The organism is Caballeronia sp. LZ028, from assembly GCF_031451415.1.
In the GTDB taxonomy this organism is placed as follows: domain Bacteria; phylum Pseudomonadota; class Gammaproteobacteria; order Burkholderiales; family Burkholderiaceae; genus Caballeronia; species Caballeronia zhejiangensis.
In genome coordinates this window covers 3,095,241-3,101,413 of the sequence record NZ_JARUXN010000001.1, presented here as the reverse complement: position 1 = coordinate 3,101,413, position 6,173 = coordinate 3,095,241, and the positions used below count along the sequence as shown (strand labels likewise).

Annotated in this window: 5 protein-coding genes; 2 read left to right on the top strand and 3 right to left on the bottom strand. The window is 64.9% G+C overall.

Translation table 11 applies throughout. The features are described from left to right. Window positions 1-322 precede the first annotated feature (322 nt). Entirely contained in the window at window positions 323-1,795 is a 1,473-nt protein-coding gene (locus tag QCE58_RS14675) for an MFS transporter (RefSeq protein WP_250481699.1), read from the bottom strand. 180 nt (window positions 1,796-1,975) lie between these two features. On the opposite strand from QCE58_RS14675, the gene QCE58_RS14670 reads away from it, so the two are divergent. Then, window positions 1,976-3,238, top strand: a complete 1,263-nt coding sequence (locus QCE58_RS14670; RefSeq protein WP_250481698.1) for a TIGR03862 family flavoprotein — start codon at window positions 1,976-1,978, stop codon at window positions 3,236-3,238. A gap of 6 nt (window positions 3,239-3,244) precedes the next feature. On the opposite strand, the gene QCE58_RS14665 is transcribed toward QCE58_RS14670, so the two are convergent. After that, window positions 3,245-4,396 carry a class I SAM-dependent methyltransferase gene (locus tag QCE58_RS14665; protein ID WP_250481697.1) on the bottom strand — a complete coding sequence of 384 codons (1,152 nt, stop codon included), beginning with the start codon at window positions 4,394-4,396 and terminating at the stop codon, window positions 3,245-3,247. A gap of 172 nt (window positions 4,397-4,568) precedes the next feature. On the opposite strand from QCE58_RS14665, the gene QCE58_RS14660 reads away from it, so the two are divergent. Beyond that, window positions 4,569-5,864 (top strand): SGNH/GDSL hydrolase family protein, encoded by a 1,296-nt coding sequence (locus QCE58_RS14660; RefSeq protein ID WP_239295592.1) that lies wholly within the window; start codon window positions 4,569-4,571, stop codon window positions 5,862-5,864. 33 nt (window positions 5,865-5,897) lie between these two features. Here QCE58_RS14660 and QCE58_RS14655 read toward each other — a convergent pair. Next, the coding region (locus QCE58_RS14655) for a hypothetical protein (RefSeq protein WP_309779696.1) at window positions 5,898-6,173 on the bottom strand (276 nt) is incomplete at its 5' end.

Here is a 6,173-nt window from a genome sequence, read left to right as displayed (position 1 = left end):
ATCACCGCGTCGAAGCGGGTTTGGGCGGCGGAGGCTGCGGCTTCGTGGCTTTCGGCTGCGGACGTCGCGCTGGGGAGGTCGAGGGATTGCGTGTACATGTCGGCACTCGCTCAAAAAGAAGTCGCTGTCCGGCGATTATAAACCGACCGGACGGTCGGTAAATGCATTTTTGAGACGTATTCGGGTAACTCCGCATGCGAGAAGCGGACCCCGTCGCGCAAAGCGCGCGATCGTTAATCTAGTGCAGGAAGGAGGAGAAACGAAAAGAGCGGCAGGCGAAACATCGCCTGCCGCTCTTTATAAGGCGGGATCGGAAACTGTTTTAACGCGGCTGCTGCGCGGCGAAATCCTCAGCGTCGACGTCGTAGCCCGACGGTTCCCAGCGCACGGCGAACAGCGCGACGAGCCCCGCGAGCGGCGCGACGGCGATGATCCAGAACACCTTCGTGCCGAGCGCCGCCGACAAGACCGGGAACAGGAACAGCGAAACCGTCGAGCTGGCGCGCATCAGCGTCTGATTGAAGCCGACGCCGACACCACGCAGCGAAGTCGGATAGCTCAGCGACGCAAACGTCATGCTGTGCGAGCCAGGCCCGACGCCCTGTCCGAGCAGGAACGCCGCGAGAAACGCAATCGCGACGACGACTTCGACGCCCGTCGACGGCTTCCCGACGATAGCGAGCCCGACGAGCGCCGCAAGCTGAAACGCGTAACCGACGACCGACAGCGTCCACGCACCGAATTTCGGCACCGTGCGCACGGAAAACAGCCCGCCCGCGAACGCGAAACACAGATTGAGCGCGAGCGACGCGAGGATCGTAGTGAGCATCGATTGCGCGAGGAAACTCGAAATGATGACCGGCAAGCCGAACGCCACGGCGTTATAGGCGAACGACGACGCGATGGCGATGACCGTCGCCAGCACGGTCCGGCGCAGGTAGACGCCGCGCAGCAGGGCGCCGTAGTTGCTCCACGTCGCGCGACGCGCCTTCGGCGCAACGGTGGCGGTTTCGTCGACGCGGGCATCGATGCCGTACGAGCGCTTGAGGATCGCGGCCGCGCCTTTCAAATCGCCCTGATTCGCGGCCCAGACCGGCGATTCGCTCATGTATCGGCTGCGAATCGCGATGATCGCAATCGCCGGAACCGCGCCAAAGCCGAGGATCAGACGCCAGAGCCAGCCCGCGTTGTGTTCGGGCAAGACCGCGTACAAACCGAGCACCAGCAGATACGAGACGCTGATCGCCGCATACCAGACCGGGCACCACATCGCGACGCGTGCCGCCTTGTTGCCGCGGCCCTGCAAGCGGGAAAATTCCGCGAGAAAGGCCATCGCGACGGGCAAATCGATGCCGACGCCCAGTCCCATCACGAAACGCGCACCGCCGAGCACCCAGGCGTTCGGCGCGAGCGCGCAGGCGATCGCCGCGACGACGAAGAAGAACATGTCCGCCATGAAGACGCGATAGCGGCCGACCTTGTCGGTGAGATATCCGCCGAGGAACGCGCCGATGATCGCCCCGAACGTGATCGCGGCGGCGACGAAGCCGGAGCCGGTCGGCGTCAGCGAGAATTCGCGGGCGATGTCCTTCATGCCGAACGCGAGCGCGCCCAGATCGTAGGCATCGAGAAAAATGCCGCCGAGCGCGATGGCGACGACCACGCGCGCGTCGCTGCCGATGGCGGCGCCGTGGTTAACGAGACTGGAAACATCGGCGGCGCTTTTGATGACCGGCCGTGAATCCTGGGTGGCGGACTGGGCGGCAGCGCGTTCGGGCGCGAGGGAAACGGACATGATCAGGCTATTTCAGTAAAAAGTTGTCGATGCAACGAATCGCCGGATCGTACTGGCCCGCGCGCAGGCGGCCAAATTCTTTTTTGTTATTTAATGACTTACGCGGCGCCGTCGATGCGTTCCCGCCGCGTAGACCGGCGATGCGACAATATCGCTCCGTTTTGTTCTTTCTATTCAGGCATGTCGTCAGTTGAAAACATCGAATCGGTGAACGTCGCGGTCGTCGGCGGCGGGCCGGCCGGGCTCATGGCCGCGGAGGCGCTCGCGGCGGGCGGCGCGCGCGTCGATGTGTTCGACGCGATGCCGTCCGTCGGACGCAAATTCCTGATGGCCGGCAAAGGGGGCATGAATCTCACGCATTCGGAGCCCGCCGACGCGTTCCTCGCGCGATACGGCGCGCGCAGCGGGGAGATCGCGCCGCTGCTCGCGCGCTTCGATGCAAGCGCGTTGCGGGATTGGGTTCACGGCCTGGGCGTCGAGACTTTCGTCGGCAGCTCGGGGCGCGTGTTTCCCACCGACATGAAAGCCGCGCCGATGCTGCGCGCATGGCTGCATCGGCTGCGCGCGTCGGGCGTCACGTTTCATATGCGGCATCGCTGGCTCGGCTGGGCCGACGAACGCGCGTCGATATCGCGGTTCGCGACGCCATCGGGCGAGAAACACGTTCGGCACGATGCGCTCGTGCTGGCGCTCGGCGGCGCAAGCTGGCCGCAACTCGGCTCCGATGGCGCCGCGCTGCCGGTTCTCGCCGCGCGCGGCGTGGCCACGCGTCCTTTCGTGCCGTCGAATTGCGGCTTCGATGTGGGCTGGAGCGAGCATTTCAGCAGCCGGTTCGCGGGCGAGCCGCTCAAGTCGGTGGCGATCGGCGTGCCGCGCGCGGACGGCGCGCCCGACTGGCGCGTCGGCGAGTGCCTCATCACCGATCAGGGTATCGAGGGCAGTCTGATCTACGCGTTATCGGCGCCGATTCGCGACCGGATCGACGAAAGTCACGGCGCCGGCGCGACGATTCTGCTCGATCTGACGCCGCAGCTCTCCGCCGAACGCGTGCGCGAGGAAGTGCTGCATCCGCGTGGCGCGCGCTCGATGTCGAGTCATCTGCAAAGCCGGCTGCATCTCACGGGCGTGAAAGCGGGTTTGTTGCGCGAATGCGTGAGCAAGGACGAATTTGCCGATCCCATCACGCTCGCCGCGCGCATCAAGGCGTTGCCGCTGCGTGTGCTGCGCCCGCGGTCGATTGCGGAAGTCATCAGCAGCGCGGGCGGCGTCGAGTTCGAAGCCCTCGATGCGCGTTCGATGCTCGCCGCGCTTCCCGGCGTGTTCTGCGCGGGCGAAATGCTCGACTGGGAAGCGCCGACCGGCGGCTATCTGCTGACGGCGTGTTTCGCGAGCGGGCTCGTCGCGGGCGAGGGCGCGCTCGCGTGGCTTGCCGAGCGCGCCTGATCCAATTTACGCGACGACCAGCCGCCACAGCGACGTGACTTCCGCCGAGCGCGCGGCGTGCAGCGGATCGGACTTGTCGATCGCCTTCGAATGACGCGGCCTGATGTCGATACGTCCATCGACCTTCAGTCCGGCCTTGTCGATCCATTCCTGCAACTGCGCGCGCGTGCGCAGGCCGAGATGCTCCGCGAAGTCCGACAGGATAAGCCAGCCTTCGCCGCCCGGTGTCAGGTGCGCGGCGAGGCCGTCGAGAAAGCCGCGCAGCATGCGGCTCTCCGGGTCGTAGATCGCGTGCTCGATCGTGGCGCTCGGACGCGCCGGAAGCCACGGCGGATTGCAGACGACGAGCGGCGCGCAGCCCTCGGGAAACATGTCGGCTTCCACGACCTTCACCTGACGAGCGAGGCCGAGTCCATCGACGTTTTCCCGCGCACAGGCGAGCGCGCGGGCGTCGACGTCGGTTGCGACGATCCGCTCGACGCCGCGCCGCGCGAGCACGGCCGCGAGCACGCCGGTTCCCGTGCCGATATCGAACGCGAGTTCCTTTGACGGCAGCGGCTGATTCGCGACCAGATCGACGTACTCGCCGCGAACGGGCGAGAACACGCCGTAATAGGGATGGATCCGCCCGCCGGCCGCGTCGATGTCGACGCCTTTCTTGCGCCACTCGTGCGCGCCGATCAGACCAAGCACCTCGCGCAAGGACACCACCGATGCTTCATCCGACGGCGGCCCGTATGCTTCCTCGCATGCCTGGCGCACGTCCGGCGCGCGTCGCAACGGGATGGCGTAGTGCTCGTCGAGCGGCAGCACGAGCATTGCGAGGGTGCGGGCGCGCTGCGATTGCGCGAGCCGATGGAGATTGAACGCATCGATCGGCGATGTTTCCGTCGCGGGCTTCTTCGCCTTGCGCGGTTTGTTGTCGATACGGCGGGCCATCGCCTGCAGCAACTGGCGAGCGTTCTGGAAATCGCCGCGCCAGAGAATCGCGGTGCCTTCGCAGGCGAGCCGGTACGCGTGATCGGCCGTCATCTGATCGTGTCCGATGACGATGCGCTTCGCGGGCGGATTGCCGCTCTCCGATCGCCAGCGGGCTGAGCGGCTTTCGCCGTCTTCATCCCAGACGAGTTGCTGCAGTGCTGAATTTTTCGATTGCATATCTATATTGATGCCCGCTGCGTAAATCATCGCGCCGGCGAAAAAAGAACTGGCAGCATTGTGAGGCCATTTCACGGGCGTCGCTGCTGCTTGTGCGCGTCGCCGGCGATGTGCGGCGCGAGCTTGATGACACTTCAGGCACAATCGAGCCTTTTCCGAACGCCATCGCCGAATGAAACTCCGAGTTCTCGCCGCGATTTGCGCGGCCGCGTGCGCCGTCCAACTCAATTTCGCGCCAATGGCGTTCGCCGCCGACGCTGCGGAAACGCCCGCCAACGAGCGATGGGTCAGCGCGTGGGGCACTGCGCTGCAGTCGATTCCGCAACTGGCGAACCTGCCGCCGCTCTATCGCGCGCCGGACGTCGCGGGGCGCACCGTCCGTCAGCTGATTTATCCGCAACTCGACGGCAAGCGGATGCGTCTGCGGATCAGCAATCTTTACGGGACCGAACCGCTCGTCGTCGAGTCCATGAGCGTCGCACGGGCGGTCGGCGGTAGCAGTGCAGCGATCCAGGCCGGCAGCGCACGGTCCGTGTCTTTCGGCGGACACAAGAGCGTGACGGTCGCGCCGGGCGCGCAAGCAACAAGCGACGCGGTCGATTTCGACGTCGCCGCGTTTCAGCCGGTCGCCGTCAGCATGTTCATGGGGAAGGATCAAAAGCTCGTCGCGTGGCACCGCGTGTCGAGCCAGGTGAACTACATTTCGACGCCGGGCGACCGCACCGGAGATGGATCGGCAGCCGCGTACCGCACGCGCTTCACGCAATATGCGTGGCTCAGCAACGTCGCGGTGGAAAGCGCGTCGGCGCACGCGATCGTGGCGATCGGCGATTCGATCACCGACGGCATGCGTTCCTCGCTCAATGCGAACCGGCGCTGGCCGGATGCGCTCGCGAAAGAAGTCGCCCGGAAAAGTGGCGGGCAAACCGCGGTCTTGAATGCGGGCATCAGCGGGAATCGTCTGCTCAGCAACTCGCCCTGTTACGGTGAGGCCGTCGTGAGCCGCTTCGAGCGCGACGCGCTGCGTCAACCGGGCGTGCGGGCGGTGATCGTGCTGATCGGCATCAACGATATCAACTTCATGGCGATGCCCGCGCACGCCGGGCTCGATTGCGACGCGCCGCACACGGAAGTCAACGCCGATGCGCTGGTGCGCGGATATCAGCGACTGATTGCGCAGGCGCATCAGCGCGGCGTGAAGATCTACGGTGCGACGCTCACGCCCGCTTCGCTGCCGCCGGAAAGGGAGTCGATCCGAACGGCGGTCAACGAATCGATTCGCGCGAGCCGGGCGTTCGACGGTGTCATCGACTTCGATCAGGCGCTGCGCGATCCGGCGCGCCCGAGCGTGCTCCAGCGCCGGTATGACAGCGGCGATCATATCCATCCGAGCGACGCGGGATACGCGGCGATGGCCGCGGCAGTGCCGATGGAGTTTGTCATCGGAGCGGCGAAGGCGGCACACTGAAGCAGACGCGAAAAAATTGCGTTCGTCACCTTGTCATTCGTGTGTGCTTGACCTACTATTCAGCCCCTCGTCGCAAGACGAGAGCCGCCGAGCGAAACGGGCGGTCTCAGAAGTCACCGGATTTGGAAGCGAAAGCGAAAAATAGTGTTGACAAAGAGAAAAAGATTCTTCATAATCTCGTTTCTCTGCTGCTGATGCAGCGACGCAAGGCGGAAGTTGAAGTAAGGCTTGTCTTGCGATGTGCTCTTTAAAAACTAACAGCCGATAAGTGTGGGCGCTTGATGGCGAGTGCGGCTGGTTCTTCGGAAT

Excerpts from the sequence above, each read along its gene's own strand:
- QCE58_RS14675 (WP_250481699.1), bottom strand. The coding sequence starts at position 1,795 with ATGTCCGTTTCCCTCGCGCCCGAACGCGCTGCCGCCCAGTCCGCCACC.
- QCE58_RS14670 (WP_250481698.1), top strand. The coding sequence starts at position 1,976 with ATGTCGTCAGTTGAAAACATCGAATCGGTGAACGTCGCGGTCGTCGGC.
- QCE58_RS14665 (WP_250481697.1), bottom strand. The coding sequence starts at position 4,396 with ATGCAATCGAAAAATTCAGCACTGCAGCAACTCGTCTGGGATGAAGAC.
- QCE58_RS14660 (WP_239295592.1), top strand. The coding sequence starts at position 4,569 with ATGAAACTCCGAGTTCTCGCCGCGATTTGCGCGGCCGCGTGCGCCGTC.